The following is a 19,065-nucleotide window of genomic DNA, read 5'->3' as shown; positions in this document are numbered from 1 at the left end:
TTCGTTAATTTGATTGTAATGATAGAATTTTACTGGGGAGATGACATTTGTGAATGAATATCAAAATAAAATGAAAAAAAGTAAAATTAAAAGAAAAAACGAATTGGTGGTATTATTTTTATCTTTAATTGTTTTTTTCTGTGGATTTTTTATAGGAAGTAGAGTTGCATTAAAAAAACAGGCTGTTTTAAGCACATTCAATAGAAATACGGAAATACAGAATAAAAATTTAAAGAATGATGAAATAAAAAATAGATTTACAACTTTTCAGCCTGCAGGAGTATATATGCCATGGAAGCAAAAGAGAAAAGATGGTGAAAAGGTGGCGTATTTGACTTTTGATGATGGGCCTTCATTAAATAATACTCCAAGGATACTTGAGATATTGAATAAAAACAATATAAAGGCAACTTTCTTTTTAATTGGGAAAAATGCCGAAATAAATAAAGACCTGGTAAAAGAGGAAGTAAAAGAGGGGCATGTAGTAGCAAACCATACTTATAGTCATCAATTAAAATATAGACAAAATCCCTCTTTATTTGTTGATGATGTAAACAGGTGCAATCTAATACTCAGGTCAGTAATAGGTAGGGATTATGATCTAAAACTTGTAAGGTTCCCGGGGGGATCCTTTAATACCCGTGGTTTAAATATGAATCCATTTAAGGATGCTATTACAAAGGCAGGATATCATTATGTGGATTGGAATGATTGGATTGGAGATGCCAGTGGCAATAATATACCTGTAGACAATTTAATGAATGAGTTGAAGAAGTATACTAATCATGATACGGTGGTAATCTTAATGCATGATGCAGCTGCAAAAACTACAACAGTACAAGCTCTTCCCAAAGTAATAGAATATTTAAAATCAAGAGGATATACTTTTGAGACATTGAATTAAAAATTACAGAGAATTTATCCGGATATGTGCATAAGTTTATTAATTCATGCACATATCTGCTTTTAAATCATAAATTATAAGTAGCTTTATACTAATAATTTATTCGGAGGGGACTTCTATGTGTGGAATTGCAGGATGGATTAACTTAAAAGAGGACATCTCTAAAAATAGAGATGCGATTTTAAACATGACAAATACGTTAAAAGAAAGAGGACCTGATAATGAAGGATATTATTATTCAAAAAATGTACTATTAGGACATAGAAGACTGATAGTTGTAGATCCTTCTGGTGGTGCTCAACCCATGTTAAAAAAAGTAAATGATAAAAAATATATAATGGTATATAATGGAGAACTTTATAATACAGAGGATCTGAGAAAATTACTTGTAGAACAGGGATATTCTTTTGACTCCTATTCTGATACGGAGGTACTTATTACAAGTTATATACATTGGGGAATAGATTGTTTAAAATATATGAATGGTATATATGCTTTTGCAATATGGGATGAAAATGAAAAAAGGTTGTTTATGGCAAGAGACCCATTGGGAGTAAAGCCTTTGTTTTATACAATAAAGAATGATTCATTTATATTCGGTTCAGAAATAAAGACTATTTTAGCTCATCCACTTATTGAGCCGGTAGTTGACAGAGAAGGATTAACTGAAATATTTGCACTAGGGCCTGCAAGATCTCTTGGTGGAGGTATATTTAAGAATATATATGAGGTACCGCCGGCTAATTATCTTATATATAATAGGGATGGATTAAAAATAAAAGAATATTGGAAACCACAGTGTAAAGCTCATAATGAAGATGTGGAAACTACAGCAGAGCATGTAAAAACACTTTTGGTGGATGCTATAAAAAGACAGCTTGTAGCTGATGTACCTGTCTGTACATTTCTTTCAGGAGGACTTGATTCCAGTGTCATATCTACTGTAGCAGCATCAGAATTCAAAAAGCAGGGAAAAGTTTTGAATACTTATTCCATTGACTATGAAGACAATGATAAATATTTTAAAGCAAATGATTTTGAGCCTACTTCAGATAAGGTATGGGCCTTAAAGATGTCGAAGTATATAAATAGTCACCATCACGGAATTATAAATACCAGCAAGGATTTAGCCGATGCTCTGTATAATTCGGTGAAAGCCAGTGATCTTCCAGGTATGGCAGACATTGATTCCTCACTATATCTTTTTTGTAAAAGGATAAGAGAAGATAATACAGTAGCACTGTCAGGAGAATGTGCGGATGAGATATTTGGTGGATATCCATGGTACAGGAGACCTGAAGATATCAATGCACATACTTTCCCTTGGTCAAAATCTGTAAATTCGAGAAAAGAAATCTTATCAGATGAATTGAAATCTCTTAATCTAGATGAATATTTAAATGAACAGTACAAAGGTACTATAAAGCAGGTTCCTCATTTGGATGGAGAGTCAAAGATAGAATATCGTATGAGAGAGTTGTTCTATTTAAATATAAAGTGGTTCATGATCACTTTATTAAATAGAAAAGATAGAATGAGCATGTCAAATAGTCTTGAAGTAAGAGTTCCTTTTGCAGATTATAGACTGGTGGAATATGCTTTTAATATACCTTCTGATATAAAATTTTATAAGGGAAGAGAAAAAGGGCTGCTTAGAAAAGCCCTGGAGGGAATTTTACCAGAAGATATTATTAAAAGAAAAAAGAGTCCTTATCCTAAGACTCATAATCCTGAATATACTAAAATAGTTCAGAAGTGGATGCAGGATATAATGGATGATAAAACTTCTCCTATACTTCCTCTTATAGATAAAGAGGCTGTGAAAACTTTAATAGAGACAGGAGGCTCTTCTTTTAAAGCTCCATGGTTTGGGCAGCTTATGAGAGGACCCCAATTATTAGCTTATTTGATTCAAGTAAATGTATGGCTTAAGGAGTATAAGGTTAAAATAGAGTTTTAAAGGATTTGAAAATTACTGGCATTGACCAGTAATTTTTTTTCAACTAAAATAACTGATATAGAAAAACATCAAAGACAGTATAATCACCCTGAGTAAAAGATTTAGAAAAATTTTACTTGTTTATATTGATTTTTCCTAAGAATAGTGTATAATTAATATTAATAAAGAATCATTATTAAATTGGAGGTATGTAAAGTGAGTAAAGATTTTTATAGTGCAGTAAAACATAGAAGAACTATTTATGGTATAAATAAAGAAAAAGTTATTTCAGATGATAGAATAATGGAAGTGATCAATGAGGCTGTAAAAAATTCTCCATCGGCATTTAATTCTCAAAGTGCAAGGGTAGTAGTTTTATTAGGTGAAAATCATGACAAGTTATGGAATATTACAGAGGAAGAACTTAGAAAGATAGTTCCTAAGGAAAGCTTTTCAAAGACAGCAGAAAAAATTGCTTCTTTCCGCAGTGGTTATGGATCTGTTTTATTCTTTGAGGATGAAGATATTGTATCAGAATTGCAAAAAAACTTTCCCCTTTATAAAGATAACTTTCCTATTTGGTCACAGCAGGGTTCCGGAATCCTTCAATATATAATATGGACTTCATTGGAAGTAGAGGGTTTGGGGGCTTCTCTGCAGCATTACAATCCACTTATAGATGAAGAAGTGAAAAAAACATATAATATACCTGATAATTGGAAATTAATTGCACAGCTCCCTTTTGGAAAGCCAACTTCAGAAGCTGGAGAAAAAGAAGTCAAGCCATTGGAGGATAGAGTAAGAGTATTTAAGTAAACATAAAAGCAGCTTCTTCAATTCCTCAAATAGAATCGGGAAACGCATCTAGATTTGATTTGCACAAAAATCTAGGTGTGTTTCCCGTTATTTTTATACTTATACGATTTCAGTAGCTTTATTTTATCCCTTGGTAGTCACTAGATAAAGTTCCTTTAGAACCACATATGAAAAGCATTTCTTATGGGCAAGCCTAACTGCACGTAACAATCACTTGATTTGTACAGCTTTTTTTAATACGGCATTCATGCTTCCTGTTTTGTATCCTAAAATATCTAAAGTAACATAAGTAAATCCAAGTTCCTTTAATTTTTTACCCACTTTATTCATAATATCTAAATTAAAAAATTTAATTCTTTCTTCTGGAGCAACTTCAATTCTTGCAATTTCTCCATGGTGTCTTACTCGAACCTGTCTAAAACCTAAATCCAATAAAAACTGTTCCGCATCTTCTACCATTTTCAATTTTTTACTGTTTATTTCATTTCCATAGGGAAACCTTGATGATAAACATGCGAAAGAAGGCTTATTCCAGGTTGGCAATGACATTTCCTTAGAATAGGTTCTAATATCTTCCTTAGTTAATTTTGCTTCTTTTAGTGGACTTAATACACCTAATTCCTTTGCGGCTTTCATTCCAGGTCTATAATCGCCAATGTCATCAAAATTGGAGCCGTCTAAAAGAAATTTTATACCATTTTCTTCTGCAACCTTTTTTAATTTTGAATACAATTCTTTTTTACAATAATAACACCTGTTAACAGGGTTTTGAGAATAACCTTTGATGTCAAGTTCCTCTGATGGGATAATTATATGCCGTACTCCTATGGATTTTGCGTATTTTTTAGCCTCATTCAATTCTCTCTTAGGATATGTAGATGAAGTTGCAGTTACAGCAAGGACTTTGTCCTGAAGGACATCATGTGCCACTTTCAATAAAAATGTACTGTCAACTCCGCCAGAAAATGCTATTAATACGCTTTCAAGTGATTTAAGATTTTCTTTTAATGTTTTTAATTTTGTACTCATAATCAACCTCTACTTTATAACTATTTTTATTTATATTTATTATAACATAATACTTCACTTTTCGAGCTTATAGGTTGTGAATTTTAATAATTAATGTGATAAAATAAATTATAAATAATTTATTTTAGGGGGCTATTTATGAAAAACATAAATTTTCAAGCAGATTTTGACATAAAATATGCAAAGTTAGCTTTAGATTCAATTTCTATTTATAGAAATTTACTTCAGGATAAGGTAATAGGTAGTTTGAAGAATTTTCTCGATTATATTGACAGGGGGGAAGTCAATATAGAATCTATTGCCAATTTGTATAACGGTTTTTTCTTTAATTTGACTGAAAGCGGATACTTTTCTTTAAAAAATTATATTATTGATAAAATAATTTTTAGTGAAAATTATTTTTCATTAAGTGCTGAGAGGGGGAGTTTCAAAGGAAATGAAAATATGATTAAAGATGCAGCGGCTAAGGATCTTGAAAAATTTCAGTGTGCTGCAGAATTAAGTTTTTTTAACATAAGGGGTCAATTATTAAAGTGTTTTGACAAGGATTTGTTTAAAAAGATAATTGAGGAATTTCCTCAATTGGAAATGGAAGATGATTTTAAAGAAGAAAATTATCCCAGACATATAAGCTCAATAGAAAAGAGTTTTCATTGCAGCAGTAAATGGAGTAAGTGTATTGATGATCTTGCAGAATTCCATAATGTTTACGGATGCGGTATATTTGCAAATTATAGAGCTTTTGTCTGGGAACATATTGATGGCAAAGGATGTTTCAAGGGAATTGAAGATCCAGATCCTATTGAACTTTCAGATCTTATTGGCTATGAAAAGGAACATTTAATAGTAGAGAAAAATACAATACAATTTTTAGAGGGATTTCCCGCCAATAATGTGTTGATTCACGGAGATAGAGGGACAGGTAAATCCTCCACAGTTAAGGCCATCCTTAATAAATATTATACCAGGGGACTGCGTATGGTTGAACTGCCTAAAGCATATCTGGAGGATTTCCCAGAAATAATAAGAAAGCTGAAAAACAAATCGGAGAAATTTATCATATTTGTAGATGATTTAGTTTTTTCAGATAATGAGGAAAGTTACACTGCACTTAAATCAATGCTTGAAGGAGGATTCGAAAATAAATCATCGAATATATTGATATATGCCACTTCCAATAGGAGACACCTTGTAAAAGAGTATTTTAGTGAGAGAGGAGCTTCTGATTTTGATGAAGAAGTTCATAGAGAGGATAGCGTACAGGAAAAGCTCTCATTGGCGGATAGATTTGGAATAAATGTGGTATTTATATCTCCAGACAAAGTTAAGTATTTACAAATTGTAGAGGGTATTGCTAAAAAAAGAAAATTAAATATTGATAGAGAAAGGCTTTATAGTGAGGCACTTAAATGGGAACGCTGGTATAATGGACGTTCTGCAAGAACTGCAAGACAATTTGTGGATTGGATAGAAGGATGTCAGGAAAAATTTTAGAATAATAAGTAAATAGTTAAAAGTTAAAAGCTAATGGTAAATGAAGATTTTGGGTATTTATTGAAAATCAGCTAACACTTTCAACTTTTAACTATAGTTGTTTTATTTAATTGAAGACAATAGTGGTAGAAAAGTTGATACAATACTTTTCTGCCATTTTTACAGGATGGTATGATTTTTTGGCCTTTCTAAGGCCGGGAACACCTAAGTCCTGTTCTCTGTTAATATATTTAACAGTAGATAAGTAATTTTCTACAAAGGTTTTATTTACAAAAGTATATATTCCCCTTATGGAAGAAGCACCCTTTTCTATATGTATAATTCCCATATCATCATTGATTTGTTCCCCTATTGTAAAGGCAGCTATCCTATCTTCTACATATACTGCCATTGCCTCCAAATTCAGAAGTTTCATATTGTTTATGATTTCCCTTGTGCCGTCTAACTCGTATTCTAAATATTTATCTCCATTGTTTTTTTCCCTGTACCAGCTCTCAGCGGCATTTTCAATATCTGATTTCACATTTGGTTCAAAGAAGTCTTTAACTTCATAGTCATAGGTTTTTGTAAAATAATTGTAGTGATTTTTTTTAGAATGAAGTTTTTTCCCGGATAAAGTAATCAGCTTTTCAGTTGTATAAATGTAGTCAAAGTTATCTATATCAGCTTTTACACTAATATTGTCACCATAAATTTCTTTTAAATCATTTAAGAACTTTTCCTCGACATCCTTGAATAGATAAGCCATGGGATGTTTTTCCCTATATTTAAGTAGTTCTTCTATTATAACTTTTAGATTCTTTTCAGTATAGCCTATAGGCTGCATGAAATGATAATTACCTTTAAAATCTCTTTTCTTTATAATAAGGGTATTGTTGTAAATGGTATATTTAATATCACAGCCTTTTCTCCATATGATAAGATTGGTGAAAGAATATTCACAGGTATCAAAATTGTAGTGATTTAAGTATTTATCAAAAATGATTTTATCATCTATAGTAATAGGTTTAAATGTAAGCATAAAAATTCACAGTTTAATAAATAGCACACATATAAAATTGTGTAATACTTATTATTTACTGAGAGTACCTCCTTTGTTATTTTATAGTGGCTTCCCATTCAGATCTTAGTATTCCGTAAAGGTACATGTCATATCTGGTTCCATCTCTATAAATAAATTCTCTATAGGTTCCTTCTTTTTTAAATCCTGATTTTTCATAAAGTCTTATGGCAGGTTTATTATAAGATAAAACAGTAAGCTGTATTTTGTGAAGGTTTAATTCTTCAAATCCAAATTCCAGGGTTAGATGTAAAGCCTCATTCCCAATTCCACAGCCTATATAGTTTTTGTCACCAATACCTATATATATTGTTGCAGTTCCATTATTCCATAATATATTTTCAAAACCTGTGATCCCTATTATTTTTCCATTTTCTATGGAATTTATTGAGAACATAAATTTATCATTGGATTCCCTTAAATTTTTTAATGTAAAATTTAATTCCTGGGAACTTCTTGGAAAAGCCGGTATCATGTCAAAATTTCTTAAAAAGTAGATATCGTTGTACCACTTTTCTAAATAGGTCAGGTCAGCATCTTTAAAGGCAGCAAGTTCTATTTTAGAGCCATTCAACAAATTTTTAATCAAAACATAGGTCACTCCTTGTAAAAAAAGTTAGAATTAAAAGATAATGGTTTTTTATACATAGTTATTATAACCTAATCCATATCTTATGTAAAATCTCACTGAAAATAATTTCTCGAATATTAATCTTTTATATATTATAATATATTTTTGCTTACTATAATATAGAATTCATATGAACGTTGATAATATGTGAAACTTTTTTTATATTAAAAGAAAAGTTCAGGTAGAATACTTAATTATAATTTAGATTTATTGGAGGAATTTTTATGTCAGAAATAGTTGTTAAAGTTACAAGAGGGCCTTTGGTTGAAAGTGTTCACAGAGCGGATATAGCAGTAGTAGATAGTAATGGTAATCTTGTCTGCAGATAGAATATTTAATGCTGTAAATAATGCGCCTGAGATGATAGCAGGTACTAATGGATTCTGTACTGAAGTTATTAAAAACACTAATAAGATCATTGGAAAGTTTGGGGCAGAAGGTATGTATTGTATTGGAATTAAAGGTATGAATTTAGGAATAGCGATTAAAATAGAAGATGGAAGTACTAGAGCAATATGGCCTACAGTTGTTAAATGCCTAGAAGATTTAAATGTTTTAGACCAAAATGAAAAAAATGTATTAAATAAATATAGATATGGAAAAAATTTAAACAACGTGGGAGAAAAAATAGGAGAGGTATTTCCTGATTTTAGCTTAAAGAAAAATTTCTGAAGTTCATTTTTATCTACAGCCTGCAATGAAAATATCACAGGGAACAGCTGGGATGCCTATAGGTTGTTTATGTTTGCACAGCTGTATTTTGTCTATTTGGCATGGCATTTACTGTGTTTAGAATGCTGAAAAATAAAAGAACCTGTTATAATTTATACAACCTAAGCTTTAGAACTTAGGTTGTATAAGTATATGTATTTAAAAGTTATTCTGATAATTCTTTTAGCTTATTTGTCAATGTAGTCAGACTATTTATTGAAGCATCCAGTTGCTGTATTTCAGATAGTTGATTTTTAAAGGTATCAGCTGTAGATGAAATTCCCTGGGAAATATTATTTACAGATTTTTTTATTTCAGTTAATGTTGAGTTTATCTCATTTATAGATGTACTGCTTGAATTGGACAATTTTCTTATTTCATTTGCCACTACTGAAAATCCTTTTCCATGTTCTCCAGCTCTTGAAGCTTCTATAGCTGCATTTAAACCAAGCAGATTAGTTTGAGAAGCTATATTTTTTATAAAGTTTAATACCTCATCGGTGTTTTCTGATTTATTTAAAGCATCCCTTACCTCATTTAATATATCATCATTGGATTTCGCAGCATTTTCTATTCCAGAAGATAATATGCCTGAAGCTTTTGAAATATTTTCTATGGAGTCTGACAATATTTTAGACACTTCCATAAATTCATAATGTCTTTTTGCGCTTTTCGCAAGGACTATACTTCCCAGTATTTTACCATCCTCTTCCACAGGTATTCCTATGGCTTTTAGTTCCAAGCCGAAGGTCTCCTTGGGGACCATGGTTGAGACAGGTTTCCTAGCTTTTATACATTCATAGGCAGCTCCCGTTGGCCTTAGAGGATCACCAGCTTTCGCATTCATGTTTATATTTTTACTATTTACAACTTTTATAAAATGAGTTGTATTTGACATGGTAAAGGCTATCTCATCATCAAAAAAATACTGCATATAGGGTATTAAAGTATCAAAGGCTTGTTGAAGTTTATTTTCAATTTTAATTTTTTCCATAATCTCTCCCCCAAATTTTAATAATAATATTTATTATATACAACTATACAATAACACAAATAAAAGGATTTTTTAATTATTTTTAAAAAATAAAAGTCACATTTACTAGGCTGATTAATATTATAAAAGTATAGAACACATGATGAAAAAAAAGAGTACCTAATAATATAATTATTAAAGATGACAAGGAGGGATCTTTATGTCACGCAAAGGTTGTGGTTGTGGTAATAGAGGAAGTGGAAAAGAAGTACTGGTTATAATAATAATCTTAATATTGTGCTGTGGTATTGATTGTGGTAGTTTGGGAAGAAGATGCTAGATGGAAACTGCTATTGTGTAAAAGTAAAATATATCTAGTAAACAGGCATTTGATTTTTTACTAAATATAATGCATTTGATTTTAAGAATTCTGACTAATTAATAGCATAGCAGAACAAAAGATAAGAAATTAAGATAACTTAAAATTATATATTTATAATTTAAGATAATAAGGAGGGATCTTTATGTCACACAGATGTTGTGATGATAGACGCGGAAGCAGTTCAATAATAATAATAATAATACTATTATTATTATGTGGTGGATGTGGAAGAGGAATATGTTAGAATAAACAAAAAGGAAACGAAGTTTTTCGTTTCCTTTTTTAAAATAACAAATTTTCAAGAATATTTATATTTTTTATCAGTATGTAATTCTTGCCAAAATCTATCAAATTTTCTTTTTTCATGTGTGCCAACTCTCTTGAAAGTGATGGACGTGGAATTCCAAGCTGTTCAGCCATTTCCTTTCTAGTATAATTTAGAATTATTTTCAGGTCTTTTTGATGGGTATATTCATCTAAAATATAAGAAATAATTTTTTGACGTATGGTTTCATAAGATATATTCTTAAGCTTTTTATTTAGCATAAGTACCTTATCAGATAAGAGAGTCATAAAGTTATTTAAAAATAGGGGAAATAGATTACAGAGTTTTAATATATTTTCTTTAGATATAAATATTATATATGTATTGCTTGATGCAACTATAGTAGCAGGATAGGTATTTCTATTGGAGAATATTATGACCTCGCCAAATATATCGCTTTCTTTTAAACTACTTATAGTAATAGCTTTACCAGAGGAAAATATTTTTTGTACCTCCACAGTTCCGCTTATGACTATTCCTATTTTTGAACAATCTGATTCCTCGATAGCTATAACTTCTCCCTTTAAATAGCGCATTGAGGTATAATTTATTTCTTTGAGAAAATTTTTGATATTATCTTTTGAAAAATGTTTCATTAATATGCAATTACTCAATATATCAGTAATATTTTCCATGTTCTTCTCCAATCTATTTAATATTAAATTATAATTATAATGGTAACATAAGATACGGATTATATAATTTTATTTTATTATAATAGAGACATGAAAACAAGGGAGGAATTTAAATGAAAAGAAAGATTGTTAATATAGATAAGAAAAAATGTAATGGATGTGGTTTGTGTGTAAATGCCTGCCACGAGAATGCCATAGAATTGGTAAATGGAAAAGCTCAGCTTATAAGTGATGAATACTGTGATGGACTTGGAGATTGCCTTCCTGAGTGTCCTACAGGTGCAATAAATATAATTGAAAGGGAAAGCAAAGATTATGATGAGAAATTAGTTATGGAAAGAAAAAGAGAAAAAGACAAACATAATTTTAAAATTTCTATGCCCTGCGGGTGCCCTGGAACAACAGCTAGAAGTATAGATAGGACATCAAGGCCAAAAGTAAAGGTAAATAGGAAGGTTAATGCTAATGCTGAAGAAAATGTCGGTGTTATATCAGAACTTAGGCAGTGGCCAGTTCAATTGAAGCTTATAAATCCTAAGGCAACTTATTTAAAAAATGCAAATCTTCTGGTAGCAGCTGATTGTACGGCTTATGCCTATGCAAATTTCCATGAAGATTTTATTAAAGATCATATTGTGGTAATAGGTTGTCCAAAGCTGGATGATGTAAGCTACTATGAAGAAAAACTTATAGAGATTATAAAAAATAACAATTTGAAAAGTTTAACTGTAGTGAGAATGGAAGTGCCATGCTGTGGTGGAATTGTAAATGCAGTGAAAAATTCTATGCTGAAATCTCAAACTATAGTTCCTTATAGGGAAGTTATAATATCCACTGAAGGAGAGATTATAAGTGAGTAGTTATGTTAAGATACATTATGAGTATATCGTTAATATTATAGATGATATAAAAAAATGGAATATGTAATCTTATTGAAATATATAGAAAAGTATTCAGATGTAATATATAATTAAAATAAATAGGAAATAAATTTTAATTATAAGCTGGATGAATTTTTCGGGAGATTAAGTAGAAATTTAAACAATTAGTTAAATTAAATTTTGTATATTGTTTGCTTTTCTTATTATAAAGAAAAGTTTCATAGAAAAATTTCTTTGAAGAACTACTTAACTATAGAATATCATTCTATAGTATCCTTAAATGGATAGCCGAAGGAGTAAGTATTATTTCTCTTAAATAATATGAATCTCTCAGGTCAAAGGACCGAAAAAGGACAAAACTCTGGAAAGCTTTTAGCACCGACGGAGTAAATCTCTCAGGTAAAAGGGACAGGGTAAAAGAGAATTCTTTTACCCTGTCCTTAATTTTATGTGGATTTAACTGAAAATTTTGAAAAGGAGAAAGAATATGATAGAACCGATAATAGTGGTTACTAATAATCCCATGTGTAAAGAAGAGTTGACAGATAAATATAAAATAGACTTTATAGAGGGTACTGTTATGGATGTATTGGAAAGAGTTAGGAATTATATACATGGCAATCATATATTATTAACCCATCCACTTATGAGCAGCATAAAACCTAATGAAACTCCATATAGAACTATCATAATAACTGAAAAAACTGAAGATGCTATAGATATTAATTCTTTGAATTATATAGAAAGGGGGATTCATACTACTGAAAAATTTTTTCGAGATTATGGTATTCCACACTGGAGTCAAAAAATATTAGATGATTTTTCTTTAATAGATTATGATCTTGTAAAATATAAACTTTAGCAGATGTATAATATAGATAAGAAGAATCTTATTGTTATAAAAGTAAAGAGCATACACTTGAATAGAAAAAATTGTTTGTATTTTAACAATACGAGGAGGTATAAAATGGAGCATATATATGATTGCATAATAATTGGTGGAGGCCCAGCAGGGTTATCTTCAGGTCTTTATGCAGCAAGATCTAAAATGGACACTTTGTTGATAGAAAGGACAAAATATGGGGGACAGATAACTACAACAGATGAACTTGAGAATTACCCAGGTTCCATTGAAAATTGTACAGGAACAAATTTAAGTGAGAGAATGAAAAATCAGGCAGCAGACTTTGGTGTAAAATTTGCTAAAGATGAGATAGTAGATGTAGATATGGATGGGGTAATTAAGGTTTTAAAGAGCAAAAAAGATATTTATAGGGCTAGAACAATAATAATTGCCACAGGTGCAAATCCAAGGCTTTCAGGTTTTAAAAATGAAAGAGAATTGAGAGGCAGGGGAATTTCATATTGTGCAACTTGTGATGCGGATTTTTTTACAGACTTAGATGTAGCAGTAATAGGTGGGGGAGATTCAGCTATTACAGAGGCTATCTATCTTACAAAATTTGCGGAGAGTGTTACGGTTATACACAGAAGGGATGCATTAAGAGCAACAAAATCCTTGCAGGATAAGGCTTTCCATAATTCTAAAATAAAATTCATATGGAATTCTACTGTGGAAGAAGCTGTAGGAAAAGAGATATTGGAACAATTGGTTATAAAAAATAAAATTACAGGTGAAATTCGTAAATTAAAAGTAGATGGATGCTTTGTATTTGTAGGATATGATCCCATATCACAATTATTTAAGGGAAAAGTAACTATGGATGAAAAAGGTTATATTTTGACAGATGAGGATATGAGAACTGATATTTCAGGTGTATTTGCAGCAGGAGATATAAGAAAAAAATCTTTAAGACAGGTTATAACTGCAGCAGCAGACGGTGCCATTGCAGCAACTACTGCAGAAGGTTATATAGAAAAAAATAAAATTTGAAATAGGAGGAAATTACAATGATTGAATTAACAAAACAAAATTTTAATGAAGAGGTGTTAGATTATACTGATAAACCAGTATTTGTAGATTACTGGGGGGATAAATGTGAAATATGCAAACAGCTTATGCCTGAAGTGCACAAATTAGAAGATAAATATGGAGACAAAGTTAAGTTTTCAAGCCTCAATATAAGTAAAGCTAGGAGGCTGGCAATAGGTCAAAAGGTCTTGGGGTTACCTACTATGGTACTTTATAATAAGGGAGAAAGGATCAATGCTATTACTGCTGATAAAATAACATCTTTAGATGATGTGGAAGAATTTATTAAATCCTATTATACTACATTGTAAGAATTAAGAATTTAATATTTTAAATTCTTAATTTAATAAATTTGGAGGTGAATATATTGCAACTAGAAATTGGAAAAATTCATATTAAGGATATTCAATTTGGAAATGAAACAAAGGTTGCAGATGAGGTTCTCTATGTAAACAAAAATGAATTGATAGAAAAAATCAGTGGCGATGAGAGAATTGGACAAATGGAAGTGGATATCGCCAGGCCAGGTGATGAAACTAGGATCATACCTGTAAAAGATGTAATTGAGCCCAGAGTTAAGGTTGAGGGAAAAGGAGGTATATTTCCGGGATTCATAAGTAAGGTTGATACCGTTGGAGAGGGTAAAACACATGTGTTAAATGGAGCTGCTGTAGTTACTACGGGAAGTATTGTTGGATTTCAAGAGGGCATCATAGATATGAGTGGTGAGGGAGCAAAATATACTCCTTTTTCAAAAACAAATAATTTAGTTATAATTTGTGAACCAAAACAGGGAATAAAACAGCACGAACATGAAGAGGCCATCAGAATGGTTGGCTTTAAAGCGGCTGCTTATCTTGGTGAAGCTGCAAGGAATGTAGAACCAGATGAAGTAAAGGTTTATGAAACATTGCCTTTATTAGAGCAAGTAAAAAAATATAGTAATCTGCCTAAGGTGGTTTATGTATATATGCTTCAAAGTCAGGGATTAATGCATGATACCTATGTCTATGGAGTTGATGCAAAAAAAATTATACCAACCTTTTTATATCCTACAGAAATATTTGATGGTGCAATAGTCAGCGGAAATTGTGTATCTGCCTGCGACAAGAATCCAACTTACGTGCATTTGAATAATCCGGTTATCGAAGATTTGTATGATAGACATGGAAAAGACATCAATTTCTTAGGTTGTGTAATTACAAATGAAAACGTATACCTGGCAGACAAAGAAAGATCCTCTGATTTTACAGCTAAACTGGTGAAATACCTTGGAGCTGATGCAGTTATTATATCAGAAGAAGGATTTGGAAATCCAGATGCCGATCTTGTAATGAATTGTAATAAGATATCGGATATGGGTATAAAAACTGTGCTTATAACTGATGAATATGCAGGCCGAGATGGTGCATCTCAATCCCTGGCAGATTCTACAGCTAAAGGAGATGCAGTTGTTACAGCAGGAAATGCAAATGAGATAATTGAGCTTCCTAAAATGAAAAAAATAATAGGACACCCTGAAGCTGCTAATATAATTGCAGGTGGCCATGTGAAAAGTCTAAGGCCAGATGGTACTATAGAAGCTGAACTCCAGGTGGTAACTGGAGCTACTAGCGAAGTTGGATTTACCAAATTGACTTCCAAAGGATATTAGTTCAATTAAATTAGTGCAGACAAAATGTCCCTAAATAATAAAAATATAAAACGTTCAAATCTTATTATAAAATAAATAAAAGAAAATGATAAGCAGTATTTTAAAATGAAATAGCAATTTAGTGACAGATAAAATATGATTATGTAAATATAAATAGAATGTTGGCAATATTGTAATATATTTTTGAAAGGAATGATAAAAAATGTTAAAAGGGAAAAAGGTCATTGCCATAGGAGATAGAGATGGTATACCTGGTCAAGCTATTGAAGCATGTGTAAAATCAACTGGAGCAGAAGTTATATTTGCTTCTACAGAATGTTTTGTTTGAACTGCTGCGGGAGCTATGGATCTGGAGATCCAACAGAGAGTAAAAGATTTAACACAAAAATATGGTGCAGAAAATATAGTCGTAATTTTAGGTGGAGCGGAGGCAGAAGCTTCAGGACTTTCAGCAGAGACAGTAAGTGCTGGAGATCCAACTTTTGCAGGGCCACTTGCAGGAATTAAATTGGGATTAGCTGTTTATCATATTGTGGAGCCGGAAATAAAAGAAGAATGTGATGCTGCAACTTATGATGAGCAATGTGGGATGATGGAACTGGTTCTTGATGTAGATGAGATAATCAGTGAAGTTAAACAAATCAGGGATGAGTATTCAAAATACTAAAAGCTTTATAGAAAATTTTGCAAAACTTTGAAAGGAGTATAAATTATATGATTAGAGTTGTGCATTATATAAACCAATTTTATGCTGGTATAGGAGGAGAGGATAAGGCAAATATAAAGCCGGAGGTAAGAGAAGGTTTTATAGGTCCTGGTATGGGGTTAAATGGTTTATTTAAGAAGGAAGGAGTTGAAATAGTTGCTACAGTCATTTGTGGAGATTCCTATTTCAATGAAAATATAGAAGATGCAAAAAAAGAAATAATAGGTATGATTGAAAAATATAATCCAGATTTGTTTATAGCAGGGCCTGCTTTTAATGCAGGCAGATATGGCATGGCATGTGGTTCGGTATCAAAAGAAGTTCAGGATAAATTAAGGATCCCCGCTGTTACTGCCATGTATCCTGAAAATCCAGGAGCAGACTTATTTAAAAAGTATCTGTATATAATTGAAACTAAAAATAGTGCTGCAGGTATGAGAAAAGCTCTCCCTAAAATAGTATCATTGTCCTTAAGATTGGCTAGAGGTGAGCAAATAGGTTTTCCTGAAGAAGAAGGATACATTGAAAGGGGTATAAGAAAAAATTTTTTTGGTGAGAAACGTGGATCTAAAAGAGCGGTAGACATGCTTATCAATAAATTGAGAGGAGAAAGCTTTACCACAGAATTTAAAATGCCCGTGTTTGATAAAGTAAGTCCAAATCCAGCAGTGAAAGATATAGCTAAAGCTAAAATTGCACTAGTTACTTCCGGTGGTATAGTTCCAAAAGGAAATCCGGATCATATAGAATCCTCCAGTGCCTCCAAGTTTGGAAAATACAGTATAGAAGGAATTGAAGATCTAACATCTGAAACCTTTGAAACAGCTCACGGTGGTTATGATCCAACCTATGCAAATGAGGATCCAGATAGGGTGCTGCCTGTAGATGTTTTAAGAAAGATGGAAGGAGAAGGTAAAATAGGATCTCTCTATAAATACTATTATTCAACTGTTGGAAATGGTACGGCAGTGGCATCTGCTAAGAAATTTGCAAATGATATAGTTAAAGAACTTGTGGCTGATGGGGTTGATGCAGTTATATTGACATCCACCTGAGGAACTTGTACTCGTTGCGGTGCAACTATGGTAAAAGAAATAGAAAGAGGAGGATTACCAGTAGTGCATATGTGTACGGTAGTACCCATATCATTGACAGTAGGGGCAAACAGAATAATACCTACAATAGCTATACCTCATCCATTGGGAAAGCCAACATTGGATAAAAAAGGTGAATTTGAATTGAGATATAAGTTAGTTGAAAAAGCACTAAAGGCCCTTTCAACATCAGTAGATGGACAGAAAGTTTTTGAATAAAATAATTGGTAAAGTCTAAATATAAGATTGGATACTTGGGGAAATTGAAAATTGAAATATGCGGTTTTTAATTTCCTTGGTTTTTAAAAAGGTAAATGGAGGTTTTAAAATGAGTTTTCCTGTTATTAAGAAGGCTTCTTATGTTTTAATTAATACACCGGATATGGTAGTACATAATGGTACTACTCAAAATCTGGAGAGAAAGACAAATCCGGATTCAGACTATTTAAAAGAAATAAAAAGTCATTTAAGATCTTTTCAGGAGGTTGTATCCTATGCTCCTAATCAAACTTATATAGGAAATATTACACCGGAGAATTTATCTGAAATAAAAAGACCCTGGTATTTAAACAGTATGAAAGATGCAAGTAGATTTGGGAAGTTTGGGGAAATTATGTGCCAGGATGAGTTCTATGGATTATTGAAGATTTCTGATGTATTTGATTTAATAATTTTAGAAAAATCTTTTATGGAAAATGTAAAAGAAAATTTTAAAAAACATCCTATTCTAAATAAGAAAGTTGAGCAATTAAAAGAAGGAGAAGATATAAAAAATATAAAACAACTTTTAGATGATAAAAAGGCAGAAGGACTTTATAAAGAGGATAAATTAGTAGGATGTATAAAAAGAGCTCATGAATTTGATCCCAATCTATCGGCTCATACTATGATTGAAAATTTATCTGTAAAGGCATCAGGAGTTTTGGCTCTAATGCATCTTATAAAAAATTCCGGAATAGATGTGAATCAGGTTGATTATCTAATAGAGTGTTCAGAAGAAGCCATAGGTGATATGAATCAAAGAGGAGGGGGAAATATTGCCAAGGCCTGTGGTGAAATAGCAGGAATAAAAGGGGCTACAGGTGTGGACATGAGAGGATTTTGTGCAGGCCCTGCACATGCATTGATTACAGCTGCTGCTTTTGTAAAATCAGGTATATACAAAAATGTTATAGTATTTGCAGGTGGGTGTACTGCTAAACTTGGAATGAATGGAAAAGACCATGTGAAGAAAAATATACCTGTACTGGAGGATTGCCTTGGCGGTTTTGCAATTCTTGTATCAGAAAATGACGGAGTGAGTCCTGTGCTTAGGACTGATGTGATTGGAAGACATACAATAGGAGACGGTGCTGCACCCCAAGCTGTAATGCAGGCTTTGGTGCTTGATCCTCTGACTAAAAATGGAATGAAGATTACAGATGTAGACAAGTTTGCTCCGGAAATGCAAATACCGGATATAACAGAACCAGCCGGTGCAGGTGATGTGCCTACACAAAATTACAAGATGATAGGGGCTCTGGCAGTTAAAAAGGGGCAGGTGGAACGGAAGGAATTGCCTTTGTTTGTTAAAGAACATGGATATCCGGGATATGCTCCTACTCAGGGACATATCCCATCTGGCATTCCTATTATAGGACATGGTATAGAACATATAGTTAATGGTAGATTAAATAACTTTATGATAATAGGAAAAGGAAGTTTATTTTTAGGAAGAATGACTAATTTGTTTGATGGAGTATCCATACTTGTAGAAAAAAACAGTGGTCAGGAAGAAAACATTGGAGTAACCAGAGAGGAGATAAAGAAGATCATATCACAAGAGATGAGAAAATTTGCACAACAATTAATAAATGACTGATATTAATGAATATGGCTAAATTTGCATGGTGGGGAGG

The 19,065-nt window shown here is 31.8% G+C and carries 19 protein-coding genes and 1 riboswitch; of the genes, 14 read left to right on the top strand and 5 right to left on the bottom strand.

The window, feature by feature from the left end:
* Positions 1 to 49: 49 nt before the first annotated feature.
* The 3 genes from AB8U03_RS10805 to AB8U03_RS10795 all read left to right on the top strand — a co-directional run bounded on the left by AB8U03_RS10805 (position 50) and on the right by AB8U03_RS10795 (position 3,659).
* Positions 50 to 904, top strand: coding sequence for a polysaccharide deacetylase family protein (locus tag AB8U03_RS10805; RefSeq protein WP_369704568.1), 855 nt, complete (start codon positions 50 to 52; stop codon positions 902 to 904).
* Positions 905 to 1,022: 118 nt separating this feature from the next.
* The gene (asnB, locus tag AB8U03_RS10800; protein ID WP_369704567.1) at positions 1,023 to 2,864 is read left to right on the top strand and encodes an asparagine synthase (glutamine-hydrolyzing); all 1,842 of its coding nucleotides are present in this window, start codon (positions 1,023 to 1,025) and stop codon (positions 2,862 to 2,864) included.
* A 195-nt stretch (positions 2,865 to 3,059) separates the two neighbouring features.
* Positions 3,060 to 3,659: a nitroreductase family protein gene (locus AB8U03_RS10795; protein ID WP_369704566.1), complete on the top strand. Its 600-nt coding sequence runs from the start codon at positions 3,060 to 3,062 to the stop codon at positions 3,657 to 3,659.
* A gap of 210 nt (positions 3,660 to 3,869) precedes the next feature.
* On the opposite strand, the gene larE is transcribed toward AB8U03_RS10795, so the two are convergent.
* On the bottom strand, positions 3,870 to 4,688 hold the full coding sequence (gene larE / locus AB8U03_RS10790; protein WP_369704565.1) for an ATP-dependent sacrificial sulfur transferase LarE: 819 nt from the start codon (positions 4,686 to 4,688) through the stop codon (positions 3,870 to 3,872).
* Positions 4,689 to 4,826: 138 nt separating this feature from the next.
* Between larE and AB8U03_RS10785 the strand changes: the two genes are divergently transcribed.
* On the top strand, positions 4,827 to 6,182 hold the full coding sequence (locus AB8U03_RS10785) for an ATP-binding protein (protein WP_369704564.1): 1,356 nt from the start codon (positions 4,827 to 4,829) through the stop codon (positions 6,180 to 6,182).
* 106 nt (positions 6,183 to 6,288) lie between these two features.
* Here AB8U03_RS10785 and AB8U03_RS10780 read toward each other — a convergent pair whose 3' ends face one another.
* Both AB8U03_RS10780 and AB8U03_RS10775 read right to left on the bottom strand, forming a co-directional pair.
* Entirely contained in the window at positions 6,289 to 7,203 is a 915-nt protein-coding gene (locus AB8U03_RS10780) for a DUF2156 domain-containing protein (protein ID WP_369704563.1), read from the bottom strand.
* A 76-nt stretch (positions 7,204 to 7,279) separates the two neighbouring features.
* Positions 7,280 to 7,831, bottom strand: coding sequence for a GNAT family N-acetyltransferase (locus tag AB8U03_RS10775; RefSeq protein ID WP_369704562.1), 552 nt, complete (start codon positions 7,829 to 7,831; stop codon positions 7,280 to 7,282).
* 266 nt (positions 7,832 to 8,097) lie between these two features.
* Between AB8U03_RS10775 and AB8U03_RS10770 the strand changes: the two genes are divergently transcribed.
* Together AB8U03_RS10770 and AB8U03_RS10765 are read left to right on the top strand one after the other, a co-directional pair.
* Positions 8,098 to 8,202, top strand: a complete 105-nt coding sequence (locus AB8U03_RS10770) for an asparaginase (RefSeq protein ID WP_369704561.1) — start codon at positions 8,098 to 8,100, stop codon at positions 8,200 to 8,202.
* Entirely contained in the window at positions 8,180 to 8,545 is a 366-nt protein-coding gene (locus AB8U03_RS10765; protein ID WP_369704560.1) for an asparaginase, read from the top strand. Before AB8U03_RS10770 ends, AB8U03_RS10765 begins: the two co-directional genes overlap by 23 nt.
* A 205-nt stretch (positions 8,546 to 8,750) precedes the next feature.
* Here the strand turns inward: AB8U03_RS10765 and AB8U03_RS18080 are convergent, their stop codons facing one another.
* Positions 8,751 to 9,230, bottom strand: a complete 480-nt coding sequence (locus AB8U03_RS18080; RefSeq protein ID WP_455423797.1) for a methyl-accepting chemotaxis protein — start codon at positions 9,228 to 9,230, stop codon at positions 8,751 to 8,753.
* A 991-nt stretch (positions 9,231 to 10,221) separates the two neighbouring features.
* Entirely contained in the window at positions 10,222 to 10,899 is a 678-nt protein-coding gene (locus AB8U03_RS10755) for a Crp/Fnr family transcriptional regulator (protein WP_369704558.1), read from the bottom strand.
* Between the two features lie 113 nt (positions 10,900 to 11,012).
* On the opposite strand from AB8U03_RS10755, the gene AB8U03_RS10750 reads away from it, so the two are divergent.
* The 8 genes from AB8U03_RS10750 to grdC all read left to right on the top strand — a co-directional run bounded on the left by AB8U03_RS10750 (position 11,013) and on the right by grdC (position 19,028).
* The gene (locus AB8U03_RS10750) at positions 11,013 to 11,759 is read left to right on the top strand and encodes an ATP-binding protein (protein WP_369704557.1); all 747 of its coding nucleotides are present in this window, start codon (positions 11,013 to 11,015) and stop codon (positions 11,757 to 11,759) included.
* 276 nt (positions 11,760 to 12,035) lie between these two features.
* Positions 12,036 to 12,136, top strand: a riboswitch (glycine riboswitch).
* A 131-nt stretch (positions 12,137 to 12,267) separates the two neighbouring features.
* Positions 12,268 to 12,642: a GrdX family protein gene (locus AB8U03_RS10745; RefSeq protein ID WP_369704556.1), complete on the top strand. Its 375-nt coding sequence runs from the start codon at positions 12,268 to 12,270 to the stop codon at positions 12,640 to 12,642.
* A gap of 105 nt (positions 12,643 to 12,747) precedes the next feature.
* A complete protein-coding gene (trxB, locus tag AB8U03_RS10740; protein WP_369704555.1) occupies positions 12,748 to 13,674 on the top strand; it encodes a thioredoxin-disulfide reductase in 927 nt (308 codons plus the stop codon).
* A 17-nt stretch (positions 13,675 to 13,691) separates the two neighbouring features.
* Entirely contained in the window at positions 13,692 to 14,024 is a 333-nt protein-coding gene (gene trxA / locus AB8U03_RS10735) for a thioredoxin TrxA (RefSeq protein ID WP_369704554.1), read from the top strand.
* A 56-nt stretch (positions 14,025 to 14,080) separates the two neighbouring features.
* Positions 14,081 to 15,367, top strand: coding sequence for a glycine/sarcosine/betaine reductase component B subunit (locus tag AB8U03_RS10730; protein ID WP_369704553.1), 1,287 nt, complete (start codon positions 14,081 to 14,083; stop codon positions 15,365 to 15,367).
* A gap of 202 nt (positions 15,368 to 15,569) precedes the next feature.
* Complete coding sequence (gene grdA, locus AB8U03_RS10725; protein ID WP_369704552.1) at positions 15,570 to 16,034, top strand: glycine/sarcosine/betaine reductase complex selenoprotein A; 465 nt, start codon at positions 15,570 to 15,572, stop codon at positions 16,032 to 16,034.
* Positions 16,035 to 16,081: 47 nt separating this feature from the next.
* The gene (gene grdB, locus AB8U03_RS10720; protein WP_369704551.1) at positions 16,082 to 17,386 is read left to right on the top strand and encodes a glycine reductase complex selenoprotein B; all 1,305 of its coding nucleotides are present in this window, start codon (positions 16,082 to 16,084) and stop codon (positions 17,384 to 17,386) included.
* Between the two features lie 109 nt (positions 17,387 to 17,495).
* The gene (gene grdC, locus AB8U03_RS10715) at positions 17,496 to 19,028 is read left to right on the top strand and encodes a glycine/sarcosine/betaine reductase complex component C subunit beta (RefSeq protein ID WP_369704550.1); all 1,533 of its coding nucleotides are present in this window, start codon (positions 17,496 to 17,498) and stop codon (positions 19,026 to 19,028) included.
* The last annotated feature ends 37 nt before the right edge of the window (positions 19,029 to 19,065 follow it).

The sequence above is a fragment of the Clostridium moutaii genome (assembly GCF_041205085.1).
GTDB classification, from domain to species: Bacteria; Bacillota; Clostridia; order Clostridiales; family Clostridiaceae; genus Clostridium_B; species Clostridium_B moutaii.
Note: the sequence above shows the minus strand (reverse complement) of the source record. Positions and strands in the feature narration are given on the sequence as shown.

What these genes read in the sequence shown, in the direction of transcription:
- asnB (WP_369704567.1), top strand. Translation starts at nt 1,023, where the DNA reads ATGTGTGGAATTGCAGGATGGATTAACTTAAAAGAGGACATCTCTAAA.
- larE (WP_369704565.1), bottom strand. Translation starts at nt 4,688, where the DNA reads ATGAGTACAAAATTAAAAACATTAAAAGAAAATCTTAAATCACTTGAA.
- AB8U03_RS10785 (WP_369704564.1), top strand. Translation starts at nt 4,827, where the DNA reads ATGAAAAACATAAATTTTCAAGCAGATTTTGACATAAAATATGCAAAG.
- AB8U03_RS10780 (WP_369704563.1), bottom strand. Translation starts at nt 7,203, where the DNA reads ATGCTTACATTTAAACCTATTACTATAGATGATAAAATCATTTTTGAT.
- AB8U03_RS10770 (WP_369704561.1), top strand. Translation starts at nt 8,098, where the DNA reads ATGTCAGAAATAGTTGTTAAAGTTACAAGAGGGCCTTTGGTTGAAAGT.
- AB8U03_RS10765 (WP_369704560.1), top strand. Translation starts at nt 8,180, where the DNA reads ATGGTAATCTTGTCTGCAGATAGAATATTTAATGCTGTAAATAATGCG.
- AB8U03_RS18080 (WP_455423797.1), bottom strand. Translation starts at nt 9,230, where the DNA reads ATGGAAGTGTCTAAAATATTGTCAGACTCCATAGAAAATATTTCAAAA.
- AB8U03_RS10755 (WP_369704558.1), bottom strand. Translation starts at nt 10,899, where the DNA reads ATGGAAAATATTACTGATATATTGAGTAATTGCATATTAATGAAACAT.
- AB8U03_RS10750 (WP_369704557.1), top strand. Translation starts at nt 11,013, where the DNA reads ATGAAAAGAAAGATTGTTAATATAGATAAGAAAAAATGTAATGGATGT.
- AB8U03_RS10745 (WP_369704556.1), top strand. Translation starts at nt 12,268, where the DNA reads ATGATAGAACCGATAATAGTGGTTACTAATAATCCCATGTGTAAAGAA.
- trxB (WP_369704555.1), top strand. Translation starts at nt 12,748, where the DNA reads ATGGAGCATATATATGATTGCATAATAATTGGTGGAGGCCCAGCAGGG.
- trxA (WP_369704554.1), top strand. Translation starts at nt 13,692, where the DNA reads ATGATTGAATTAACAAAACAAAATTTTAATGAAGAGGTGTTAGATTAT.
- grdC (WP_369704550.1), top strand. Translation starts at nt 17,496, where the DNA reads ATGAGTTTTCCTGTTATTAAGAAGGCTTCTTATGTTTTAATTAATACA.